This window comes from Thermopirellula anaerolimosa, from assembly GCF_054657335.1.
Genome location: NZ_BAAHYX010000006.1, coordinates 2,467,336 through 2,491,040, shown reverse-complemented (window position 1 = coordinate 2,491,040; position 23,705 = coordinate 2,467,336). Strand labels below are relative to the sequence as shown.

The 23,705-nt window shown below is 61.8% G+C and carries 17 protein-coding genes and 1 tRNA gene; 9 read left to right on the top strand and 9 right to left on the bottom strand.

What is annotated here, in order from left to right; all coding sequences use genetic code 11:
- Position 1: 1 nt before the first annotated feature.
- The 5 genes from dapB to ACYQ6J_RS15005 all read right to left on the bottom strand — a co-directional run bounded on the left by dapB (position 2) and on the right by ACYQ6J_RS15005 (position 5,834).
- Positions 2-793 (bottom strand): 4-hydroxy-tetrahydrodipicolinate reductase, encoded by a 792-nt coding sequence (gene dapB, locus ACYQ6J_RS15025; protein ID WP_460185001.1) that lies wholly within the window; start codon positions 791-793, stop codon positions 2-4.
- A gap of 145 nt (positions 794-938) precedes the next feature.
- Positions 939-1,160 carry a hypothetical protein gene (locus ACYQ6J_RS15020; RefSeq protein ID WP_460185000.1) on the bottom strand — a complete coding sequence of 74 codons (222 nt, stop codon included), beginning with the start codon at positions 1,158-1,160 and terminating at the stop codon, positions 939-941.
- A 100-nt stretch (positions 1,161-1,260) separates the two neighbouring features.
- Entirely contained in the window at positions 1,261-1,923 is a 663-nt protein-coding gene (gene cysC, locus ACYQ6J_RS15015; RefSeq protein ID WP_460184999.1) for an adenylyl-sulfate kinase, read from the bottom strand.
- A 434-nt stretch (positions 1,924-2,357) separates the two neighbouring features.
- Positions 2,358-3,533, bottom strand: coding sequence for a prenyltransferase/squalene oxidase repeat-containing protein (locus tag ACYQ6J_RS15010; RefSeq protein ID WP_460184998.1), 1,176 nt, complete (start codon positions 3,531-3,533; stop codon positions 2,358-2,360).
- Between the two features lie 897 nt (positions 3,534-4,430).
- A complete protein-coding gene (locus ACYQ6J_RS15005; RefSeq protein WP_460184997.1) occupies positions 4,431-5,834 on the bottom strand; it encodes a sigma-54-dependent transcriptional regulator in 1,404 nt (467 codons plus the stop codon).
- A 438-nt stretch (positions 5,835-6,272) separates the two neighbouring features.
- Between ACYQ6J_RS15005 and ACYQ6J_RS15000 the strand changes: the two genes are divergently transcribed.
- Positions 6,273-6,905 carry a response regulator gene (locus ACYQ6J_RS15000; RefSeq protein ID WP_460184996.1) on the top strand — a complete coding sequence of 211 codons (633 nt, stop codon included), beginning with the start codon at positions 6,273-6,275 and terminating at the stop codon, positions 6,903-6,905.
- Positions 6,906-7,704: 799 nt separating this feature from the next.
- On the opposite strand, the gene ACYQ6J_RS14995 is transcribed toward ACYQ6J_RS15000, so the two are convergent.
- A complete protein-coding gene (locus ACYQ6J_RS14995; protein ID WP_460184995.1) occupies positions 7,705-8,094 on the bottom strand; it encodes a response regulator in 390 nt (129 codons plus the stop codon).
- Positions 8,095-8,647: 553 nt separating this feature from the next.
- Between ACYQ6J_RS14995 and ACYQ6J_RS14990 the strand changes: the two genes are divergently transcribed.
- From ACYQ6J_RS14990 to ACYQ6J_RS14975, 4 genes are all read left to right on the top strand, one after another.
- Positions 8,648-9,751, top strand: coding sequence for a DnaA/Hda family protein (locus tag ACYQ6J_RS14990; RefSeq protein ID WP_460184994.1), 1,104 nt, complete (start codon positions 8,648-8,650; stop codon positions 9,749-9,751).
- A 625-nt stretch (positions 9,752-10,376) separates the two neighbouring features.
- Positions 10,377-11,495 carry a DNA polymerase III subunit beta gene (dnaN, locus tag ACYQ6J_RS14985; protein WP_460184993.1) on the top strand — a complete coding sequence of 373 codons (1,119 nt, stop codon included), beginning with the start codon at positions 10,377-10,379 and terminating at the stop codon, positions 11,493-11,495.
- Between the two features lie 47 nt (positions 11,496-11,542).
- On the top strand, positions 11,543-11,884 hold the full coding sequence (locus ACYQ6J_RS14980) for a DciA family protein (RefSeq protein ID WP_460184992.1): 342 nt from the start codon (positions 11,543-11,545) through the stop codon (positions 11,882-11,884).
- Between the two features lie 82 nt (positions 11,885-11,966).
- Positions 11,967-14,600 carry a DNA gyrase subunit B gene (locus ACYQ6J_RS14975; protein ID WP_460184991.1) on the top strand — a complete coding sequence of 878 codons (2,634 nt, stop codon included), beginning with the start codon at positions 11,967-11,969 and terminating at the stop codon, positions 14,598-14,600.
- Between the two features lie 425 nt (positions 14,601-15,025).
- Here ACYQ6J_RS14975 and ACYQ6J_RS14970 read toward each other — a convergent pair whose 3' ends face one another.
- Positions 15,026-16,318 (bottom strand): nickel pincer cofactor-dependent isomerase, group 22, encoded by a 1,293-nt coding sequence (locus ACYQ6J_RS14970; RefSeq protein ID WP_460184990.1) that lies wholly within the window; start codon positions 16,316-16,318, stop codon positions 15,026-15,028.
- Positions 16,319-16,571: 253 nt separating this feature from the next.
- On the opposite strand from ACYQ6J_RS14970, the gene ACYQ6J_RS14965 reads away from it, so the two are divergent.
- Together ACYQ6J_RS14965 and ACYQ6J_RS14960 are read left to right on the top strand one after the other, a co-directional pair.
- Positions 16,572-17,459, top strand: a complete 888-nt coding sequence (locus ACYQ6J_RS14965; protein ID WP_460184989.1) for a metallophosphoesterase family protein — start codon at positions 16,572-16,574, stop codon at positions 17,457-17,459.
- A gap of 414 nt (positions 17,460-17,873) precedes the next feature.
- Positions 17,874-17,947: transfer RNA gene (locus ACYQ6J_RS14960), tRNA-Arg, on the top strand.
- A gap of 111 nt (positions 17,948-18,058) precedes the next feature.
- On the opposite strand, the gene ACYQ6J_RS14955 is transcribed toward ACYQ6J_RS14960, so the two are convergent.
- Together ACYQ6J_RS14955 and ACYQ6J_RS14950 are read right to left on the bottom strand one after the other, a co-directional pair.
- Positions 18,059-19,549: a hypothetical protein gene (locus ACYQ6J_RS14955; RefSeq protein WP_460184988.1), complete on the bottom strand. Its 1,491-nt coding sequence runs from the start codon at positions 19,547-19,549 to the stop codon at positions 18,059-18,061.
- A 211-nt stretch (positions 19,550-19,760) separates the two neighbouring features.
- Entirely contained in the window at positions 19,761-20,786 is a 1,026-nt protein-coding gene (locus ACYQ6J_RS14950; protein WP_460184987.1) for a hypothetical protein, read from the bottom strand.
- A 264-nt stretch (positions 20,787-21,050) separates the two neighbouring features.
- Between ACYQ6J_RS14950 and ACYQ6J_RS14945 the strand changes: the two genes are divergently transcribed.
- Together ACYQ6J_RS14945 and ACYQ6J_RS14940 are read left to right on the top strand one after the other, a co-directional pair.
- Positions 21,051-22,550: a hypothetical protein gene (locus ACYQ6J_RS14945; RefSeq protein WP_460184986.1), complete on the top strand. Its 1,500-nt coding sequence runs from the start codon at positions 21,051-21,053 to the stop codon at positions 22,548-22,550.
- Positions 22,551-22,736: 186 nt separating this feature from the next.
- Entirely contained in the window at positions 22,737-23,441 is a 705-nt protein-coding gene (locus ACYQ6J_RS14940; RefSeq protein ID WP_460184985.1) for a DUF4190 domain-containing protein, read from the top strand.
- Positions 23,442-23,705 lie beyond the last annotated feature (264 nt).

Genomic DNA, 23,705 nt, shown 5'->3' with positions numbered 1-23,705 from the left:
GTTACAGGTTCAAGACGTCGCGCATGGAATAGAGGCCGGGCGATTGCCGCGCGACGAACTTGGCCGCCGCCAAAGCCCCTTTGGCGTAGGCGTCGCGATTGGTCGCCCGAACGATGATCTCCACCGTCTCGCCCAACATGCCGAAGACCACGTTGTGCTCGCCGGGGTTATCGCCCACGCGGACGGCATGGTAGCCGATTTCGTTGCGGGGTCGACTGCCGGGGCGTCCCTCCCGTCCGTGGCGATGCACGGTCTGCCCCATTTCGCGGCTGATCACACGCCCGAACTCCAAGGCGGTCCCGCTCGGCGCATCCTCCTTGAATCGGTGGTGCCGTTCCAAGATCTCCACGTCGGCGTCATGTTCCCTCAGCGCGGCGGCGGCGGTTTGGGCCAGTTTTATGGCCAAATTGACGGCCAAGCTCATGTTGGGGGCCTGCACGATGGGGATCTCCCTCGCCAAAGCCTCCAATCGCCCCTGCTGTTCGGCCGAGATGCCCGTCGTGGCGAACACCAACGGCAGGCGATGTTCGCGGCACAAAGCCAGCACGCCGTCCGTGGCATGAGGCGAAGAGAAGTCGATGGCCACGTCGGCGGGGGCGCTGAGGTCGGGGCGGAGCAACACTCCCAGCGGTCCCACGCCCGCCGCCACGCCGATGTCCTGGCCCATCTGCGGGTGCTCGGCGGCATCCAGCGCGGCCGTGACCATCAAATTCGGATCTTCCGTCGCCAGAGCGACGATCCGCCGGCCCATGCGACCCGCGGCCCCAATCACGGCAAGGCGTAGCTTTCCCATGGCCCGATCCTCCCCAAGTTTTCGCAACTGCGTGTCTCCGCTGCCATCCCCGGCGCACTCCAGCATAGCAGGCCGAAACGCTCGCCGCACGGGAGTCGGCCTGGCAGCGGGTCATCGTTGAAATTAAAGCGGGTCATCGTTGAAATCAACTCGTAAACCCAAGCGCGAACGCCGGCGTGAACGTGAACTTGAACGTGAGCCTCGGGCATCTTTGGGGAGCCTCCAGCGTAAGCTGGAGGTGTTTTAACACTACCCAGGATTCCACCACCAGCGCCGGCGCCACCACCAGCGCCAACGCCACCACCAGCTTACGCTGGTGGCTCAAGAGTTGCGCTGGTGGCTCCAGGATTTGCATTGCGCCACTCAAGAAGAGCCTCGGGCGTCAGCCCGAGGTGGAGCAACCGCGCGGCGCGCCTCATCGAAACCAACGCGCAAGCTAGAGCCTCATCGAAGCCGACGCGCGTCGTTCACCGCGACAGAATGCCCTGCGCCCGAAGGTACGCCAACACTTCCTCCGCCAATTCGTCGGGCGAGCGACTGCCGGCGTCCAACGTCAATTCGGGTTGGAGCGGCGGTTCGTACGGGTCGTCGATGCCGGTGAAGCCCTTGATCTCTCCCGCCCGGGCCTTCTTGTACAGCCCCTTGGGGTCTCGGGCCTCGCAGACTTCCAACGGGGCGTTCATGTAGATTTCGATGAAGTCGCCCGGTTGCATCGAGGCGCGGACGCGGTCGCGGTCAACACGGTACGGGCTGATGAAGGCCGTGATGGCGATGACACCGGCCTCGGCGAAGAGCTTGGCCACCGCTCCGATCCGGCGGATGTTCTCCTCCCGATCCTGAGCCGAAAACCCCAGTCCGAAACGCTTGGCGAACTCCTCGCCGTGCCGCTCCTTGAGCATGGCGGGCGCGGCGTTCAGGCCGTGCCGGATGTTATCCCCGTCCAGCACGTAGCTATGGCATCCCAAGGCGTGCAACCGGTGATCCACCAGGTTCGCCACCGTGCTCTTGCCGCAGGCGCTCAGACCGGTAAACCACAACACGCAGCCCTTATGCCCGTGAAGCTGCTCGCGCTCCTGACGGCTAACGGCGTGCTCGTGCCAAAAGACCTTGGGATCCGTGGGGGAATTCATGCTCTCTGTGCTCCCTGTCGCTCAATTACCAATACGTTGCTCAAGAAAGTAGGAATTCCCATTATAGACCCCGGGTCGCGCAACGCGAAGTGCGCCGCGCCGAGATTGCGGCTTTCCTTTCCGTGCTTCCACCAGTAGCTTCCACCACCAGCTTACGCTGGTGGCTCTAGTTCGCGCCATAACGCAACGCAACGTTATTGGAGCCGCTAGCGTGAGCTAGCGGTAGCTTCGTCGCAACCCAAGATTCCACCACCAGCGCCGGCGTCACCACCAGCTTACGCTGGTGGCTCTAGAGAGCACTAGTGGCTCAGGAGAGCGCTGGTGGCTCAAGAATTGCGCTGGTGGCGCGAGGGTTTGCGCGATAGCGCCGCAAGAACTGGAGCCTCCAGCGTGAGCTGGAGGTGTAGGAACGGCCCATCGCGGGGACTCCACGCCTACGGGCGGCAATAGGACAGGGCCATCAAGCTGTAGGCCGTCACCAGGTTGGCATCGCCTTCCATCCAGCGGTCGGCCTCGTTGACCCAGGAACCGTCGGGCCGCTGCCGCTGCCGAAGGGCATCGAACAACTCGGCCCGCCAATCGTGCGCCTTGCCCGCCGCGTCCGTAAAGATCGGTTCGCCCAAGACATCCATCGTCTTGGCGAAGGTGTGATAGTAGTAGTAAAGCCCCTGCTGGCCCATGCCGGGGTTGGATTCCAGGTCGTAGTTTTTGGCGATCCACTCCTTGGCGGCCTTGACCCGGGGATCGTCGGCCTTCAAACCCGCGTAGATCATGCTTTTCAGGCCGGCGTAGGTCATGGAGGCGTAACTGCGGAGTCCGCCGGTGGGAGTTTCACCCGCCATGCTCTGCCCGCCCGCCGCGGGCGTGTAATAGAATCCGCCGTCGGGGTTCTTGGCGGCGAAGGGGGTGGTGTTGTGCTCGGTCTCGAGGTTTTGGCAGCGTGAGACGAAGATCAGGGCCTTTTGAACGGCGGGATCGTCCGGACCGCGCCCGATGCTCCGCAACGCCTCCAGCAGAAAGGCGGTGTTGGAGAGATCGGGCCTGCGGTGACGTCCGTAGCCCGCCCCGCCGTAGGCATAATCGGCGGGCGTCTGATCCTCCGATTCATCCCATTGGATGCCTTTGACGAACCGCTCCGCGTTCTCGATGATTTGGCGGTAGCGCTCCGCGTCGGCCTGATGCAGGCACATGATGGCGATGGAGGTCTCGTAGTTCTTGTAATACGTGCCGGGGAAGTAAATTCCGCCGTCGGGCTGGACATGCTTCTCAAGGAACGCCAGACCCGAGCGGACCGCCGGATCGTTCACGGTCTTACCGTTTTGCAACAGGGCCGTCACGGCCAAGGCGGTGATGCCGATGCCGGTTTCGCCGCTGAACGAACCGTCCGCGGCCTGTCCGCGATCCACCAAGTAAGCGATGCCGCGATCCACGACCTGCCGATACGCCGCCGGGTCCGGGCCGAACCGCGGCGGAGATGCGTTGTCGGCCTCGGCGGCACGACAGACCCCGGCGACCAGGATCAGGCACACCGCCGCCGGCATTGCCGCCGCCCCAAGATGCGATCGCACAACTCGCCGCAACGTCACCGTTCGCAAACCGCAGTCGGACATAATTACCTCTCCTCCGAACGTGAATCTAAACCCCGCGTAGTGTCGAACAACATTTGAGCCGCCGGCGTTAGCCGGTGGTGTGAACTCTAGAGCCACCAGCGTAAGCTGGTGGTGGAATCCTGGGTTGCGCCACGGCACCTCCAGCTTACGCTGGAGGCTCTCTTAAATGCTGGAGGCTCCAGAAGACGATTTCACAATTACACAATCAAACGCTGGAACTATTTACTCTAGAGCCACCAGCGTGAGCTGGTGGTGTGAACTCCAGAGCCACCAGCGTGAGCTGGTGGTGGAATCCAGTGATCCACCGGTGGTGGATGCCTCTTGGCGCGCAGTCTTCGCCGGGAGCTTGATTGCAACTTCCATTCCCATGCGGCACATCGCCGCCGCGTTGGGCGCGAGGCGACAAAAAGGCCGTTCCGAAGCCGGACCTCGACGCGAAAACTTCGTTATCACCGGGGATGGTTAGCACGTCGCGTGGTCAATTTCTGCGCCCCGTGTCGAATTATACGACACGCCAACCCCCGCGGAAGCGAGCGTCTTAGAGCCACCAGCGTCAGCTGGTGGTGTGAACTCCAGAGCCACCAGCGTGAGCTGGTGGTGAATCCTGGGTTGCGCCAAGGCACCTCCAGCTTACGCTGGAGGCTCCTGATAATGCTGGAAGCGCCCTGCGCGCTGGAGGTGTCTATAGAAAAACGATTACGAAATCGAATCCTAGAGCCACCAGCGTGAGCTGGTGGTAAATCCTGGGTTGCGCCAAGGCACCTCCAGCTTACGCTGGAGGCTCTCTAAAATGCTGGAGGCTCCAGAAGACGATTTCACAATTACACAATCAAACGCTGGAACTATTTACTCCAGAGCCACCACGTGAGCTGGTGGTGCGAACTCTAGAGCCGCCGGCTAGGCCGAGACCGGTCTGGCGTCGCCGCGGGGGGCCTCGATCCCCAAACGCTTCATCTTTTTGTAAAGCGTGGTTCGATTGATCCCCAGGGCCTTGGCCGCGGCCTGCCGGTTCCATCCGTTCATCTCCAACACCTGCAAGATGATCTGCCGCTCCGGAAGTTGCAAGGCCTGCTTGAGCGGTGCGGCGTCGGCGGGCGTCACGTCGCCCGACATCTGCGTCAGCAACTCGGCGGGCAAGTCTTCCGGTTCGATCGCCGGCCCGCGCCCCAGCAACACGGCGCGTTCCAGCACGTTTTGCAGTTCTCGGGCGTTGCCGGGCCAGCGATAGGCCTGCAAGATCGCCGCCGACTCCGGAGACAGGGTCTTGACCGGTCGGCCCATCTCCTCGCAAATCTTTTTCAGAAAATGGTCGGCCAGCAAGGGAATGTCCGAGATGCGTTCGCGGAGCGGCGGCAGCTCGATGTTGATCACATTGATGCGGTAATAGAGATCCCTGCGAAAGCGTCCGTCCGCGACGGCCTTTTGCAGGTCCTCGTTCGTCGCCAAAATTACCCGCACATCGACGGTGAACGTCTGCGACCCTCCCACCTGTTCGAATTGGTAGTCTTGCAAAACGCGGAGCAACTTGACCTGTAAGGCGGGACTGGCTGTGCCGATCTCATCGAGGAAGATGGTGCCCCCATGCGCCAGTTGGAACTTGCCGATCTTCTCGCCCGTGGCACCCGTGAACGCCCCCGCCGTGTGGCCGAACAGTTCGCTTTCCAGTAGCGTCTCGGGCAAGGCGCCGCAGGCGACCTCCACGAAAGGCTTGTCGCGGCGTGCGCTGCGGCGGTGAATCGCCCGAGCTATGAGCGACTTCCCGGTCCCGCTCTCTCCCGTAATCAGCACGGTCGCCTTGGTGTCGGCGACGGCCTCGATCACGTCGAAGATTCGCACCATGCGATGATCGCGGCCCACGATGTTTTCCAGCCCATAACGCATGTCGAGTTGGGCTTTGAGATTACGGTTCTCCTCGACGACCTCCCTCTGATGGAGGCACCGCTGGATGGCCAAAGCCAACTCGTCGTCGATCAGCGGTTTGGTGAGGAAGTCGAAGGCCCCCGCCCGCAATGCCTCCACCGCCGCGTCCACCGACCCGTACCCCGTGATGAGGATGACCGGCATCTCCGGGCGAAGGCGGCGGCACTCCGCCAAGAGTTCGAACCCGTCGCCATCCTGCAAGCGTACGTCCACCAAGGCCGCGTCGTAGCTTTTCCGTTCGATCAGGGCTTGGGCCTCCGTCTTGCCCGTCGCCGTGTCCACGCGATAACCCTGATCCCTCAACCAGACGGACATCGACTGGAGAACATGCCGATCGTCGTCGACAAGCAGGAGCGAGGCTTTGATCGTGTTGGCGGGCATGGGAAGGGTATCTCGTTCGAGGCAAACCAGGCAAACCTCCCTGGGCAAAGCGGCATCGATGGGTCTGCCCCGAAGGATGGGGCGATCCCGACCGCGCATCACGATCCGTCGCAAAATATCTACATTACGCCGAGAAGATAGTCAACGTGGGATGTTTGCAAAAGATTTCTGTTGCCATCCGCAGGCGTTAGGATTGTATCAAACGTCGTGATCGTCACTGCCGATTATTGTCACTTCACCCTTCCTTTTTCCCAACTTTCCCTATCGTGGAGGTTGCCAAACCCGCCCTTGTTGTGGTACCTTTAGAGTGGTTTGACATCGTTGGGGAGTGCATCTTCTTGCCGAGTTGGGTGAAAGCGGCCGATGCGGATTCCGCCCAACGCTCCCGATTTCTTCGGCAATCGCTCGGAGGGATGACACTCTTTCGGAGAACCAGAGATGGCCATTCGGTTGATGATCGCGGACGACCACGAGGTGATTCGTTGGGGTTTACGGCAACTCTTGGCCGGGACGGACATTCAAATCGTTGCGGAGGCGGGCACCGGTGAAGAAGCCGTGCAAAAGGCCGTCGAATCGCATCCGGACGTGATCCTCCTCGACATCCGCTTCCCCGACTTCGACGGTTTGGAGGCCTTGGCGAAGATGCGCGAGCGGAACGTCACATCGCGCGTGGTCATCCTTTCGACGTTTCAGAATCCCACGTACGTTGCCCGGGCGGTCGCCCTGGGCGCCTGCGACTACGTCCTGAAGGGGTGTTCTCGGGAAGAGATTCTCCGCGCGATCGAGGGGGCGGCGGCGCATCAACCGCCCACCCTTTCCGGCGAGATGGGCACGATCGCTCAGGCCATGCAGACCAGGGCGCCCATTGAAGACGACGACATCTCCCTCACGCAGCGCGAGGCCCAGGTTCTGCGGCACATCGCGCTCGGCCTTTCGAATAAGGAAATCGCCCTTTCGCTCGACATCAGCGTCGAGACCGTCAAGGAGCACGTGCAGAATATCCTGCGAAAGCTGGGCGTCAGCGATCGCACGCAGGCCGCCGTCTGGGCCGTCCGCAAAGGCCTGGCGTAGCTTCCCTCCCTAGAGAGCCACCAGCGTTAGCTCGTTGTGAAACACTAGAGCCACCAGCGTAAGCTGGTGGTGGAATCCTGGGTTGCGCCAAGACACCTCCAGCTTACGCTGGAGGCTCCAAGCGATGGAGGCTCCACGTTGGAGACTCCAAGAGGCGCTCGTGGCTCCTTGAAACGTTTTCGAAAATCAATTCTAGAGCCACCAGCGTGAGCTGGTAGTGGAATTCTAGAGCCACCAGCGTAAGCTGGTGGTGGAATCCTGGGTTGCGCCGAGACACCTCCAGCTTACGCTGGAGGCTCCAAGCGATGGAGGCTCCACGTTGGAGACTCCAAGAGGCGCTCGTGGCTCCTTGAAACGTTTTCGAAAATCAATTCTAGAGCCACCAGCGTGAGCTGGTAGTGGAATTCTAGAGCCACCAGCGTAAGCTGGTGGTGGAATCCTGGGTCGCGCCGAAACACCTCCAGCTTACGCTGGAGGCTCCAAGCGATGGAGGCTCCAAGCGATGGAGGCTCCACGTTGGAGACTCCAAGAGGCGCTCGTGGCTCCTTGAAACGTTTTCGAAAATCAATTCTAGAGCCACCAGCGTTAGCTCGTTGTGAAACACTAGAGCCACCAGCGTGAGCTGGTAGTGGAATTCTAGAGCCACCAGCGTGAGCTGGTGGTGCGGCGTGAGCTGGTGGTGAATTCTGGCTTGCGCCGAGACACCTCCAGCTTACGCTGGAGGCTCCCATTCGGCTGGAGGCTCCCACGGCGCCGAACGCTTCAAAAGCGCTAGACGCTCCAAAACTCTGAGAAAGGCCTACACCGACCAGTCGTAGGCCGTTCGCAAGGCGTCGCGGACCACGGAGGCCACCTGCCGCACGGAGAAGGGCTTGGCGAGAATCTCGAAGACGGCGTTCGCCCGGGCCTTCTCGATGACCTCCGGGTCCAATTCCGCCGACATCAAGATGCAGGGCAAAACCACGTGGAGTTTGCGGGCCAATTGCAGCGTCTCCAGTCCGCTGAGCTTGGGCATGTGCAAGTCCAGTAGCATGACGTGGACCGACCGCCGCTCCAAAATATGGAGCGCTTCCTCGCCGTCGCCCGCCTCGTACGTCGCGTAACCCTGCCCCTCCAAGAATTCGCGCAATGTCTGCCGCAAACGGCTATCGTCGTCCGTAATCAATAAGGCTGGAGCTGACAACTGCATCACGGACCCTCCGGACGGGCAAGACCACCTCGGCTCGCCGGAAAACGCCACCTTTATGTTAGCAATTGATGTGCCAAATGCAGGCGGAACCGCGAATATCCTCCCCCAATCATAATCCGCAATCGCCCACTTTCCTCTCCCAAATCGCCCCAAGCGCGGGGACATCCCTTGCCCCCTTGACGACGAAGCGCCCGAAAAGTGCCGTAAATCTAGCAAATCTTCGCCGTTTCGGCAAACCATAAGTCTTGTTTTCCGGGGATCGCCGGGGACCATCGCGCGGATAATACGGCAACCGTTCTTGCCGTGTGGAAGACGCCGATGCGGTCCCATGGGTGGGCCCGTGGACAGGCTGCGACTGTCAAACTGGCAGGGAAATCGCAGGGTCGGGCTGGTTCTGTGGTAGCGGTATCGCGCCCCCGCACGCGGTGGACGGTTCGACCGCTGCTTGACTCGCAAGACGACCGCAAACCTGGTAAAATATCGGCTTTGTCGAGGCTCATTGGGAATTCCCTGGAACCGTCCCTTTGGTAATGGGGAGGGCACCCCGGCGGTGATGACGCGGCGCGCGGAAATCGTGCTACCCGGCGTGCACGTGGTGGAAAGCGGACCGGAGGGGGAAGCTTTCTCGATCCCGCGCGATGCCCCTTTGCCCTTTGTCACCGGCGACGAGAACCTGCCAGTCCTGGCCGCCATGCAGCATGTGCTGGAGTTGCCGAAGGCGGGTCCCTTCTCGCTGGTCTTGTACGGTCCGACGGGCAGCGGCAAAACGCACCTGTTGCGATTGCTATGGGGAATCCTGCGGGCGGTGTTTCCGGGCGACAAGGTGCTTGCCGCCGCGGCGCCCGACTTTGTACGGAGCCTGACCGCCGCGATCGACGAGGGACGCACCGGGGCGTTTCGGGCAACCTGGAAGCGAGCGCAATGGTTGCTGCTCGACGACATTCACCATTTGCAGGATTACCCGGCGGCGGAAATCGAATTGCTAAGTATCTTTCGCCGGGTGGAACAGGGGCTGATGCGCTTGGCCGTCACCGCGACACGACATCCGACTCGACTGCAAGGACTGAGCGAGGGACTTCGCTCGCGTCTGAGCGGCGGGTATGCGCTGCCGGTCGAGTACCCTTCGCCCCCCGCCCGCGCCCGACTGCTCTGCTTGGCCCTGGGCAAGCGCGGCTTGAGGGCGACGCCGGCGGCCTTGGAGTACCTGGTGGACGAATGCCCGGGTCCCGCCGGTCAAGTCTTAGGTCTGGCCGCGAGCGCCGCCTTTTTGGCGGGCGAAGGTACGATCGACCTGACGACCGCCAAGCAGTTGCTCAAGCGGATGGACCGACCCGTCCCGCCGACCCCAGGCCAAGTCCTCCGCGCTACGTCGCGGTACTTTCGGGTACCCGTCGCGGAACTGAAAGGACCCAGTCGGTCGCGGACCGTCGTCCGGGCGAGGGAGACCGCCGTATATCTGATCGCCACGCTCTCGCGCAAGAGCCTGCGGCAAATCGGGAAGATCTTGGGCGGACGGGACCACACCACCATTTCGTACGCCTTGCGCAAAGCGCAATCCGCCATCGACCGGGATCCCTGCCTTCGCCTTACCGTGACCGAAATCGCCGAGAAATCGAAGTTCGAATGTGAAAAGAGACGCTCTCGCGTGAATAGTTAATATAGATAATAAGCGTGTTTTATAACAATCAGATAGTTACCAAATAGAACACCCGCGATGTCAATCCATGTCAATAACCGACCGTTTATTGACACGGCCTTTTGAAAAGGACGGAACCATCAACAATCGCTGACGATCGTTGACGGGAAACCAACGAGAATCCAACAGCCTCTTCCAACACCGTGCCGAAGTCGCAAAGTGTGTTTGGCAGCAGGCATACGCCCGAGGAGAACCGGGTTATCAACCGCTAGCGTCGTCGCACTATAACCATAGCAAGAAAGAAATATCTCCTATGAAGGAGAGTGCCCTGCCGGGTGTCGGTTTCCGATCCTGCGAGCTTGGGAAAGGCGTTTACGCAGGGAGATTTGGATAAGATCAGGAGATGAGTCAGAGGAAACCAGCCTCTAGGAATAGGTTATCGGCAACATCCTGGGAGACTCTCAGTCCGCCGCAATACTTTCGGATGGAATCGATCGCAACGATCATGAAGACGCTGTTGCAAGAGCACATCCGGATAGTTCGGATGCTTGGTGAAAACGACTGTACCTTGCGGACTAAGAAGAGTAACCGGTTTACTCAAGAGATAGACGAACGCGATATCGAGTCTTGACGAAGGGTTGGAATCATGAAAATTACGTTCGAGCGGGAGAAGCTGTTGCAGGCATTGCAGACCGCCGCCGCGGTGGTGCCAACCCGAACGCCCAAGCCGGTCCTGGAAAATGCGCGGTTGGACTGCAAGGACGGCGAATGCGTGCTTCAAGCGACCGATTTGGAAGTGGGCTTGCGGTGCGAATTGGCAGGCGTGGAGACGGAGGTCCCCGGCGAGGCCCTGCTTCCCGTTCGTTTGGTGATGCAGACTTTGCGGGAATCGCGGGAGGAAAAGTTGCGACTGGAGTCGACGGGCACGACGGTGCTGCTGCTGGGTGCCCGTAGCGAGTTCCAGTTCCCCACGCCCGACCCTCTGGAGTACCCGGAGGTGCCCCGATTTTCGGCGGAGAACTATCACCAGTTGCCCTCGCGGTTGCTCCGCCAAATGATCGTGCGGACGGCCTTCGCCGCGGATCCGCAGAGCACGCGTTACGCCTTGGGCGGCGTTTACTTCGAACTGGGAGAGAAGACCGGGTACGCAGTGGCCACCGATGGCCGGCGGATGGCCATCCAAGAAGGCCCCGTCGATCGTGTAGGCGAACATCAGCCCGGAGAAGGCGTGGTCTTGCCGCTCCGCGGCGTTCAACTGCTGGAACGGGTTCTGGGCGACGGTGAGGAGCCTATCCAGTTGGCCATCCAGGACGGATCGGCCCAGGTCCAAATCGGTTCCACCGCGGTCACGCTGCGGCTTTTGGAAGGGCGCTTTCCCAATTGGCGGAACGTCTTCCCGAAGCGCGAAAATCCGGTGGTCTTGGAATTGAATGTGGGGGAATTGCTCTCCGTCACCCGGCAGGCCGCCGTCATGACGGACGAAGATCACCGCTCGGTGCTGTACACCTTGGTCTCCGGAAACATGGTCCTCTCGTCGCGCGGCTCGCGATTCGGGGAGTCGCGGATCGAACTGCCGATCGCCTACGAGGGCGAGGAGGTGGCGGTGCGTTTGGACCCGCGATTCGTGGTCGATTTTCTGCGGGTCTTGGACGATCAAGGGACCGTGACGTGGAAGGTCTGGGGACCGAATACCGCCGTGCTGGCCGCCACCAACGACGGCTACAACCATTTGGTGATGCCGCTGGATCCGACGTCCGCCTCCTGACGGGTCGGCCGAAAGCGGCGAAAAGACGATCGAAAGGAGTGTGCCCGATGCGGGGGCGTCAAGATCAACGCGGGTACGGAGGGCCGCAATGGTTGGGCCGAGTGGTCAGCGAGATTTTGGCCCGATCGGGCGCCGCACGCTTCGACGAGCACCGAAAGCTCACCGCGGCCTGGCGCGAGGTGGTCGGCGAGTGGAGCGAGCACACCGCGGTCGTCAAGGGGAAAGGGGGCTGCATCGAGGTGCGCGTACGCACCTCCGCCCTGCTGCAAGAGATGATGTTCCGCCGCGCTGCGTTGCTGCAAGGTTTGCGGCAACACCTGCCGGATTGGAAGATCCGCAGCCTCCGCTTTCGGATCGGCAGCGCGGGCGACTTTGAGAAGCGATCCTGATCGTTAGCGGCGGCGCTGCGCCCCATACGCGCGGCGCCTGTTTGAACACGCGGAAGCGGCATTGCGCCGAAACGAGTTGCGAATGAACATGGATACGGACGACGTCAAGCAAGTGGACGCGGCATCACAGGACGCAAACCGAGACGGAAACGGTGAACCGGCGGGCGAGGGCGAAACCCCGGAGGTTTCGACTCCCAATCCCGAAACCGCTCCGCGACCCGCGGACGAAGGTGCGGACATCGAACGGATCAATCTTCGCGCGGTGGAGGGCCAGAACGAATACTCCGCCGACAAACTGGAGCACCTCAGCGACCGCGATCACGTCCGCCAGCGGCCCAGCATGTACATCGGCGATACCGGCACGCGGGGCCTCCACCACCTGGTCTTCGAAGTCGTGGACAACTCCGTGGACGAGGCCATGGCCGGCTATGCCTCGCACATTTGGGTCACCATCAACGCCGACGGTTCGGTGACCGTGGAGGACAACGGTCGCGGCATCCCCGTGGAAACGCATCCCGTCCTGGGTATCTCCACCCTCGAAGGCGTGATGACCGTGCTCAAGTTCGGCGGCAAGTTCAGCAAAGGCGCCTACTACACGTCGGGCGGTTTGCACGGGGTGGGTGTGACCGTGGTCAACTTCCTCTCCGAGTGGTGCGTGGTCGAGGTCCATCGCGGGGGCAGCGTGTATCAGCAGGAATACGAGCGGGGCATTCCCACCGGTCCCGTCCGCCGCATCGGCAGCACCCAGCGCACGGGAACCAAGACCACCTTCAAGCCCGACCACGAAATCTTCCCCGTCACCGAGTTCAATTACAACACGTTGTGGCGGCGACTTCAGGAGTTGGCGTTCTTGAACGCGGGCCTGGCCATTCACTTTCGCGATGAGCGGAGCAATCAAGGCGAGGTCTTCCGCTTCGAACGCGGCATCGTGGAGTTCGTGGAGTATTTGAACCGCGCCAGCGGCGCCGTGCACGGCGACGTGCTCTCCATGAGCACCGAGGTGGACGGCGTGGCCGTGGAATTGGCCCTGCAATACTGCGCCGACTATACCGAGAACTTCCATTCGTACGTGAACAACATCTGCACCACGGAGGGCGGGACGCACGTCTCCGGGTTTCGCGCGGCCTTGACGCGAACGCTGAATCAGTACGGGCGCGAAAGCGGCATGTTCAAGGACCTGGTCCCCACCGGCGACGATTTTCGCGAGGGCATGACCGGCGTGCTCGCCGTCCGCGTGCCGCATCCGCAGTTCGAGGGCCAGACCAAGACCAAGTTGGGCAACGGCGAGGTCGAAGGCATCGTGAATTCGGCGGTCGGGGAGTTCTTGGCGAAATACTTGGAAGAGAACCCGAAGACGGCGCGGGCGATTCTGCAAAAGGCCCTCTTGGCGGCGGAGGCCCGCGAAAGCGCCCGCAAAGCCCGCATGTTGGTCCGCGAGCGCAAGGGCGCGCTCAGCGGCGGCGGTCTGCCCGGCAAACTCCGCGACTGCACCAGCCGCGAAGTCGATCGCTGCGAGTTGTATCTGGTGGAGGGCGACTCCGCCGGCGGAAGCGCCGAAGGCGGAAGAATCCGCGAGTTCCAGGCCATCCTGCCGCTCCGGGGTAAAATCATCAACGCCTACAAGGCCCGCGAGGATAAGGTCCTCAGCAACGAGGAGGTCCGCAGCATCATCTCCGCGGTGGGGGTGGGCATCGGCGAGGACTTGGACCTCGCACGCCGGCGCTACGGCAAGATCGTCATCATGACCGACGCCGACGTGGACGGTTCCCACATCCGGACGTTGCTGTTGACGTTCTTTTACCGGCAGATGTTCGAGTTGGTTCGGGCGGGAATGGTGTATATCGCCCAGCCTCCCTTGTATCGCGTCCGGCGCCGCAAGGACGTCTATTACGTGCAGACCGAGGAGGAGATGAAGAGCCAGCTTTTGGAGGCGGGCATCACCGAGGCCGTCTTCGAGTGCGGCGACGGTCGGGTGATTCAGGGCGCCGAGCTGGATCGCCTCTGCCGCACGCTGGCCTCGATGGAGACCGCCGTCATGGCCCTGGAACGCCGCGGCATCAGCCTCCGCGAGCACGCCGGGCGGCGCGATCCCGCCACCGGCCGCTTGCCCGTCTATCACGTCTTCCTCGGCGCCGAGGATTACTGGTTTACCGGTCGCAAGGAGATGGAGGATTTCCTCGAACAGCGCGAGGCCGAGACCGGCAAGGACCTGCTCGTTCAGGCCGATCGCAACGGAGAGGAGACCCCCCAAGCCCAAGAAGAAGCGGAGGACGCCGAAGAGGCCGGGCGCGTCCACATCGTGGAATTGCACGAGGTCCGCACCATCAACAACCTGCTCAACGATCTTCGCGAGATGGGCTTCGATTTGGACGGGCTTTTTCCGATCAAGCGACCGGGCGACGAAAAACCGCGCTTCATCTTCCGCCGCGGCGACGCCGAGCACGGTTTGGACGACTTGCGGGGACTGCTGGCCGCGGTCCGAGCGGCGGGCGAAAAGGGCCTGCAAATCACCCGCTTCAAGGGTCTCGGTGAAATGAACGCCGAGGAGTTGCGCGATACCACGCTCGACCCCACCCATCGCACCTTGGTCCAGGTGACCATGGAGGACGCCGGAGCCGCCGACGAGATGTTCCGCGTGTTGATGGGGGAAAAGGTCGAACCGCGACGCGAGTTCATCGAAAGGCACGCCCTGGAGGTGCAAAACCTGGACGTGTGACGGCCGACGCGCCATGTACGCAAACGCTAGAGAGCCTCGGGCGTAAGCCCGAGGTGTTCGATTTCAAAAGAATCCCAACTCTGGAGCCGCCGGCGTAAGCCGGCGTTGTCTTGGCGCCGCCCAGGATTCCACCACCAACATCACCACCAGCTTACGCTGGTGGCTCTAGAACAAATGAATTGATAACTAGAGCCTCCAGCGTTAGCTGGAGGTGTTTCAGCGCAATCCAGGATTCCACCACCAGCTTACGCTGGTGGCTCCAGTGTGTGCGTGCAAAGTTCTCGGCATCACCGGCTCACGCCGGCGGCTTCACGCGAGCGCCGGTCGCTCTTGGGGGGCGCTGGTGGCTCCAGGGTTTGCGCGATGGCGCAGGAGACACTGGAGCCGCCGGCGTAAGCCGGCGGTGCCGTCACGCGTCCGGCTTCTCAACCTGCGTCCGACGGCGAAAACGCATGCACCGACGGCAGGTTGCCCGCCGCGTCGAAAGGCAGCGGGCGGGGGGCCGTCAAAACCTCCAAGTCGCTTCGGGCCTGCGCCTCCTCCCAATAGGCGGCCGAACATTCCAACTCGCTCAAGTGCGACGTGTCCGCGATCCACATCAGGCGGCTTTGCGGGGGCGGGGTCAAACCGATGTTCGCCAATGCGTGCGTCAACATCTCCCGGTCCGTGGGATAGTCGAAGGGCAGCATTCCCGCCGCCACATGTCCCGCCGTCAGGGCGTTGATCCGCGTGGCCTGGACGTCCATCGCCCGAATCACCTCGCTGCGACAGAACTCGGCGAAACCGATGCCGATGGCGTTGCCGTGGGTGGCCTCCGTCAAACCGCGGACGCAGATGTAGCGAATGCGAGGCCGTTCGTTCTCCGCCGCGTGATGATAATGGTACTTGCGACCGATCACGTTGGTGTCGATCCCCGCCCCGCTGATATCCTTGCCCAGCCGGTCGATGAGCAGAATATGGGCGTCGTCGAAGGGCAGTCGGGGCATCCACTGCTTGGCCAGTTCCAGCAAGGCCGGTTCGCGCGTCTCGAATTGGTCGGGCGGCAGGGCCTCCACGTGTCCCGTCTCGTCGAAGGCGTCCTCCACCAACCCCAGACCGCACAGAATCCGGCAGCGCTCCAGCACCATGCGACCCACGCTCCGCACGATGCGATCGAAGCCGAAATCTTCGACCGCGCGGTGATAAATCTCCGCGCCGCGGTGCTTGCCCAGGCCGATCAAAAGCATCTTCATCAGGCCGCTTTCGATAGGTCCCGTGAACTGCGTGTGAGGTTTGACGCGGTTGACCACCACCACGTGATCGGCCTGCGCCGCGAAGCGGTCGAAGTGGACGTCAAAACCCTCCGCGGCTCGGCCCACGACGACCGTTTCCATCGATGCGCGGATCGGACAGCCCATCGTTTCGTCGGTGATGCCGTATCGGGCCAAGACCTCGCGCTGGCCTTCGGCGGTGCCCCCGCCGTGACTGCCCATGGCCGGCACGATGAACGGTTCCGCGCCCGATTCCCGAAGGTATTGCACCACGGCGCGGAGGATGCGGGCATAGGCGGCAATGCCGCGACTGCCCGCCGTGACCGCCGCCGTCTCGCCGGGCCGAATTCGGTCGCGAAGTCCGATCCGATCGAACTCGCGCCGAACGGCGGACTCCAAGTCCGCGATCCCCCGCGATACGAACCGCTGCCGAACGCGAAAAATGTGCGGAAAATCGACCTGCCGCATCACCCATTCCTTGCCTGATTGGACCGAGCGGTCCCACCGCCGGGGTCTTGCCGTGCGTGGTATCGCCGTGCCTTCGATGGCGCGAACCCTCGGAGACGAAACGCGCGCCGATCCCCTATTGTACGCCGATTCCGCCGCAAGCTGATGAGAAGTAGCGGCGGGCCTCCATGCCGAACATAATGGAAACGCGGCGCGATGCCCGTCGCATCAGCCCGCGCGGTCCGTAGGCATTGTCTCACGAGGAACCGAAGTCATGAAAGGCCGGATTCGTCGAAGGATGTTCGGGGGCATGTTCGCGAGTGCGGCGGTGCTCTGGAGTATGGCAGCGGCGATCGGTCCGCTTGCCGCGGAGCAAGTCGGCCTGACGTTCTTCGGTTGGTCGGACCAGCACGTGCAAACCGACGGCAACGCCGACCACTTGCTGCCCGCCATCGACGCCATGAACTCGCTGCCGGGTACGCCGTATCCGGAACGCATCGGCGCCACGGTGGACGCACCCGCCTTCGTCTTCGGTTGCGGCGACATCACCGAGTGGCCCACCCATGCGGCCAAGGAACGCTACGCCGATCTGATCGAGAATCGGCTCAGGTTTCCCTCGTTCGACATCGCGGGCAATCACGACGCGGGCGGCAAATCGCCCAGCGAGACGCTCCACCGCTGGATCATCGCGCGGCATGGTGCGCTCTCGTACACGTTCGAGCGAGGGGGCGTCCGCTTCATCGCCGTGCATTCGGATTACGACGAGACCTTGAACAATCCGGCCCAACCGGTCGCGGAGGGGGCCTTGCGGTTCATTCGCGAGGAACTGAACAAGGTGCCGGACGACGTGCCGGTCGTGGTCGCTCTGCATCTGTGCTACGACGCCGTCACGAACCGCGACGCCTTGGCGGACGCGCTGAGCGGCAAGAATGTGATCTTGGTGCTGGGCGGGCACTATCACCAATCGAAGGCCGACGTCTACCGCGGCATCCGATTCCTGCAATTGCCGTCGCCCGCCCCGAAAAGCCCGTCCGAGATCATGGTCGTCCGCATTACCCGCGATCGCCTGCTGGCGATCCCGTACGACTACGAGAAACGGGCATGGGCCGACTCACCCCGAAAAATGCTGGACGCGCCCCTCGGACGCCACCCTGCCGAGTGAAAGTACACCGAGCCTCGGGCGCCCAATGCACTGGAGCCTCGGGCGTAAGCCCGAGGTGTCTCGGCGCAACCCAGAATTCACCACCGGCTCACGCCGGTGGCTCTGGGATTCGATTTCGTAATCGTTTTCATGAATAGACACCTCCAGCGCGCAGGGCGCCTCCAATATTTCCAGATTTTTAGGAGCCTCCAGCGTAAGCTGGAGGTGTCCCGGCGCAACCCAGGATTCACCACCGGCTCACGCCGGTGGCTCCAGGGATTCGCCACCAACTCGCGCCGGCCTCGTATCCCCCAACCGACGCGAGATGCCCGCCAACCCCCGCGACCCCGTGGGGGCGCTTGACTCGAACCGCGAACGGCTATACAACCGAGATTGTGGAATGGGAGCGAGGTCCGGCCTCGCCGCGTCCGCGTTGCGCCCCTAGCTCAATTGGATAGAGCATCGGTCTACGGAACCGAAGGTTACAGGTTCGAGTCCTGTGGGGCGCGTTGTTTTTTTCTTGTCACGCTCCCGGCGCCAACGGCCTACCTCGGCCATCGCTACGGCCAATCGTGGGGAACCCGATGCAGAAGCATCACGATTGGTTATAACGCGTCATGTTATTGGTCGGGCGACTGCTCATTGAAGGCGTCCGAATCCGGTGCGGTTAACCGCCTAGGGCTTTCCCCAGTCTCCTCAATCCGTTCGTAACGCAAAAGGACGTATTCAAAGGACTTGAAGGGGGTGCCGGACCGCCAATTCTCCACTACCCGATAACAGTACCCCGATCGCTCCGGCGGCCTACCACCCAAGGTACACCATAGTGCCCAAGCGGCGGGGGGCGTGCGCCGAGTTTCGAAAAAAGCTTTGGCGTCCACGATGGGAATGATCGGCGGATCCTCCAAGTAGAATCGAGCGCTCCACCAGTTAATCCCTGAAGCTAGAAAAACATCGCCTGACTCAGACTGTTCTCGAATAATTCTTGCGGCGACATTCATCGGTGAGCGAAAATTATTGTTTGCCACGTACCGTGCAAGCGCTAAAACATCACTCGCGCAGATACATACCACCACAATAAACACGCTTTGACGCCTCTTATTACTTTCCAGCAAAGCCGCTACCGCTACAAGGGCGTCCGTTGCTACAATTGGATAAAGCCATCCGGCGTACCGGGCACGGTAGTCACTGACAACACAAAAAACAAGCATCCACACTATGGCTATCAGCGTGGTGCCGCGAAGCCAGCTACAAATACCAGTTCGATTTGGCATCACGAATATTAGAAGAGCTAATGCCCATAAGACCGGTGATTGCCACAGGACGACTCTACCAACGTTCAATAAAAAACGCCCACCTTGAAAGTGACAGCGTGCAAAGAAATCCGGAAAGGCAAGTGCGCCGCACACCGCTGTCAGCAAGACGATGAGGACCACGCATATGACCGTCACTACAACTTTCCGCGAAGTGTTCAAGCGTAATAATATCAGTCCACCCAGGGCTGCGGTTACAAGTTTTGCGAAAAAGAGGTGCGACAGGATGCCTAGGACTGCGCACGCCAAGAATAGGGAAACGGTCAACCAAAGTCGCCGCGCAGTGCGATGGCCGCTCAATTCATGAATGATTAGGGATATGAGAGCAAAACCGAAGAGAATCTCGAAAATGGGGTACCTCGCCGTCTGAGAGAAGTAGATGTGATAAAAAGACAGTGATACGATCGCGGAGGCGATAAACGCGCCGGCATACCGTGCAATCGAGAAGCCTATTATGCAAAACAAGACGATGGAGATACATCCAGCGATCAAGGAAAAACACCTCGCGCCGAATTCGTTGACGCCGAATATAGTAAACCCTATTTGCGTGGCAAATGGTGAAAGTGGCGATATTCGGAGTGTTGCATCTTGTAGCTTGCCCTGTACAAATAACCCTACTGCCGGCTCATCTTGTGTTAATGCGAACGCACCCAAGTTGTGTGCGCGGACGGATATGGATAGTATTACTAAAAGCAGCGTACCCAATGAATAAAGGAAGATGTGCGCCTTCTTAAGAGGGGATGCGCCCTCTGGAGTAAATGAGTCCGCACTATTCAGCGCTTTGTCGGCTGAACTGTTCACAGAGTGTGTTCCTATCATCAAAGGCTTGGGCCGGGCCAAGACCTAAGGAAGGATGTTGGCTTCGCTCGAATGGGAACGGTCCCGTTCGCTGTCTCGAAAATTGTAGCTCAACTTCCATTCGCGCATGCGCGGGCGGTTCTGTTATCCCATCACGACGCCTTTACTTCGGCCTTGGCTTGGGAGTGTTGCACCGATTAGGTGAATCGCACCCTCACTCCTCCACGGCGGGGGGGTATTCTTCGGGCGCGAGGAATTGCCATTGGCGGGAGAAGCGGTGACTACGGGCCAGGCGGTGAATCCGCAGCGATTCCTTGTCCACCACCCAGTACAGGCGCTCCCACCAACCCTGACTGACGACGATGTACACGGTGCTCGTCTCCGACATCCGCCACGAGAGCGAGCGCTCCAGGGCCGGGTATTCGGCCGACAGGCGCACCAGTCGGGGATCGGTCTTGGAGATCGGCCGCACGTCGCGGCAGGCCGCGCACACGCCCGACGCCAGGACGGTCGGGCTGACCTCTTGACCGCACAGCTTGCAGGGCATCAAGCGGTCGCGTAGCACGACGTGATGCGAGACGGGACAGCGGGTGGTGAGGGACGCCGACACCTCCTTGCCCGACACCTCGCAGCGAATCAATTCCGTCCGCAGTACCACGCGGTGGGTCTCCTCGCAAACGGCGGCCTCCTCCGCCGCCACGATCCGCCCGTCGTCCGTTTGCGTCAGGGCGAAGGTCTTGCGACCGGTGGTAGGGCAGGTGAGGGCGGGCGGTTGCAGACGCCGCGCCCAGTCCGAGAACGAGACCTCCACCAGCTTTTCGCCGAAACAGGCGCGGAGTCGGCCTTCGACGTACCTGCACCAGACGACGGCGGGCTTGAGCGGACCGAGCGGGCCGCGCTCGGTCGCCCGGCGGCGACCCTGCTCCCAAAGTTGCTCCAAAAGACCCGGCGGAACGGGACGCGGCTTGGGCAGCGGGGTCGTCCGGTCCAGACCCAGAATCGAGATTTGCCGCAGGTCCAAGAATCGGCCGCCGGCATCCAGAACCACCCGCTCGTCGCCCTCCTCCGTCTCGAAGTCGATCCGCAGAAAAAGGTGCTCGTCCATGGAGCAACCGGAAAGCTGGATCGTCCCGCCCTCTACGCGATAGACGGGCAGCAACCGCTCGGCCAACTCCGCAACGTTGCGGGGTTGGTCGCTCGGCACGCAATGAGGAATTTCCGGCAGCGGTTCATCCGTCATGGGGCGACTCGGGTTCCCGGGGGCTTCCCGGCGGATCGACGCAGGAAAGACCGTTCCTCGATTTTACCAAACAGGCCTGTCGATCGGGATTGCGGGATCGAAAGATCGACGGGCTTGAGGTCGCTCGGTATACTGGCTTCGCACCGGTCCCGGGGCGGCGGGCGTCGCCTCGATTCGGTGCTGCTCGGTGCGTCGGCCCAACGGTTCGCGGCTTGGCTCCGTCGTTCGTCGGGTGCGCGGTCGTTTACCAAAGGAGGTGCTCTCATGAGGTCGCATCGCTGCCTACGGGTTTTGCGGTTGGTTGGTCGGTCGGTTTCAGCGCAGGGGTCGAAGTGCCCCGAACCGTCGCGGCGGTCGTTCGGTTGGAGCGTCCCGGGCAAAGTCGCCTTGGCGGCCGCCGTGCTCTGGGCGGTTTGGGCGTGCGTGGCCTGTGCCGCCTCCGAGGACGCCATTCAACCCTGGAAGGAAAACCCGCGCTACTGGCAATATCGCGGGCGGCCTGTGATGCTCTTGGGCGGCAGCAAGGACGACAACCTCTTTCAGATTCCCGATCTCCGCGAGCACCTGGACGAGATGGCCGCCGTCGGCGCCAATTACATCCGCAACACCATGAGCGATCGGCCCGACAACGGCTTCGAGGTCTATCCTTTCTTGCGACTGGAAAACGGCAAGTACGACCTCGATCAATGGAATGACGAGTATTGGCGGCGGTTCGAAAACATGCTCCGATGGACGGCCGAGCGCGGCATCGTGGTGCAGATCGAGGTCTGGGACCGCTTCGACTATTCCCGCGACAACTGGGAGCCGCATCCGTACAATCCGAAAAACAACGTGAACTACGACTACGCCGAGTCGGGTTTCGCGGAACATTACCCGGACCATCCCGGCGCGAACAAACAGCCTTTCTTTTTCACCACGCCGGCCCAGCGGAATAACCGAACGGTCTTTCCGTACCAACGGCGGTTCGTGGAGAAGCTGCTGTCGTATTCGCTGCAATACGATCACGTGTTGTACTGCATGGACAACGAGACCTCGGGCGAGGAGGCGTGGGGGCGGTTTTGGGCCGAGTTCATCCGCGACCGAGCCAAGGCGCAAGGGAAGACGGTGTACGTCACCGAGATGTGGGACGCCTGGGACTTGCAGGCCCCGCAACACCGCCGGACGCTCGATCACCCCGAGTTGTACGGCTTCGCCGACGTCTCGCAAAACAACCACAACAAGGGCGATGTGCATTGGACGAATTTCCTTTGGGTGCGGGAATACACCGCGGCGCGACCCCGCCCGCTGAACTGCGTCAAGATTTACGGCGCGGATACCGGGCGATTTGGCACGGACCGCGACGGCGTGGAGCGGTTCTGGCGGTTGATCCTGGCGGGGGCGGCGGGCGCTCGGTTCCATCGGCCCGACTCGGGGCTGGGTTTGTCGGATAAGGCGAAGGCGGCCATTCGCGCGGCCCGACTGGCTGAAAGCCGCGTCCGTTTCTGGGACCTGCAACCGCGACAGGACCTGCTGAGCGATCGCGAGGAGAACGAGGCCTTTGCGGGGATCGATCCGGCCAAGGGCGGCATCGTGTACTTTCCCAACGGCGGTCGCGTGGTCCTCGATCTGTCCGATTCGCCGGGCAAGCTCCGATTGGAATGGATCGACATCCAAACGGGAAAGATCGCCAAAGCGGATGACGTCGCGGGCGGGGGCAAAATCCCGCTAGAGGCCCCCGGCGAAGGGCATTGGGCGGCCGTCGTCACCCCGGTTGGGAGCCGCTAAAACCGGCCGACGCCGCCGATTGCGCCGACCGTTCGCGGCCAAAGGGAAAACCTTTTTCCGCCTGCGCTCGTAGCCCAAGCATCAGGGCGGGTCGCCGCCGTCGCCTATAATGAAGAAGGGCGGCGGGGTGATGTGCCCCGTGGAGGGGTTGGAGCAGTCGCCGATCGGCGCGAGGAGGCCGGGCTTATGGCCGTGGATTCTACCACCGACAGCAAAATCGCCGCGTCCCAATTGCGGCGGACCTACAAACTGGCCGCCAGATTTCGGACCGGATACCGGGCCATTCAGCCGCACGCGGTCGTCAGTTTGATTCTGGGAATCCTTTCCATCGTCTGTTTTCTGACGGTGTACGCCGTGATCATCCCCATCGCGGGGGCGGCGTTCGGCTGGATAGCGCGGCGGGAAATCCTGCGACTGCCCAAGGAACGGTTGGGACTGGGGATGGCGAAGACCGGCATGCTGTTCTCGCTGGTCTTCGGTCTGAGCGGAACGGGTTGGGTGATGTACAGCTTTTTGGCCGCCGCTCCGCCGGGCTACCGCCTGATCACCTTCGCCGATCTTCAACCCGACCCCGGCGACCGCAGTCCCATCTCTAAGAAGGCCGAGGATTTGGAGGGGAAGAAGGTCTTTGTGTACGGCCACATGGTGGCGGGCGAAAAAGCGTTCGGAATCACCGACTTCGTTCTGGTGGCGGAGGTCGCCCATTGCAATTTCTGCCAGGGGCAACTCAAGCCCACCCAAATGGTCGAAATCCATCTGAAGAACGGCCTGAAGCTGGATTACAGCACGAAGCGGATCGGAGTGGGCGGGGTCTTTACCTCGCAGCCCGACGTTTTGAACCAGCAATTCGGCGGCATGATCTACCGCATCGAGGCCGACGTGGTGCGGTAGCGCGGCCGAAGCGCGACCCAGCGCAAACCCTTGAGCCACCAGCGTGAGCTGGTGGTGTCGCAAAGCGTGGAGCCACCAGCGTGAGCTGGTGGTGGAATCTTGGGTAGCGTCATAACACCGCCGGCTCACGCCGGCGGCTCCAACTCGCGCTGGCGGCTCCAACTCGCGCGTCGTTGCAATATAGGCATCGTGGAGCCACCAGCGTAAGCTGGTGGTGGAATCTTGGGTAGCGACAAACCACCGCCGGCTCACGCCGGCGGCTCG